The 202-nt window shown below is 72.3% G+C and carries 1 pseudogene; it reads right to left on the bottom strand.

Annotated features, from left to right (window positions below):
- Window positions 1-202: pseudogene (locus LDO54_RS39340) on the bottom strand (D-amino acid dehydrogenase); the annotation flags it as partial.

Raw genomic sequence — 202 nt, 5'->3', positions numbered from 1 at the left:
CGCCGTGCCCGCCACGCGCAGGTAAGGCCCGAAACGCGTGATCGCGGTCTTGAGCGACTCGTCCATGAGCGCGGCGCGCGGCGCCTTGGGCTCGTCGACCACCGGCAGCGTGGCCGAATAACCCTTCACCGGATAAAGCGGCACGCGCACGCCCAGCGGCGCGACGAGCGCCGCGCTTTCCACGCCGAGCGCGACCACCACG

This window comes from Paraburkholderia tropica (genome assembly GCF_914484835.1).
GTDB lineage: Bacteria > Pseudomonadota > Gammaproteobacteria > Burkholderiales > Burkholderiaceae > Paraburkholderia > Paraburkholderia tropica_A.
Note: the sequence above shows the minus strand (reverse complement) of the source record. Positions and strands in the feature narration are given on the sequence as shown.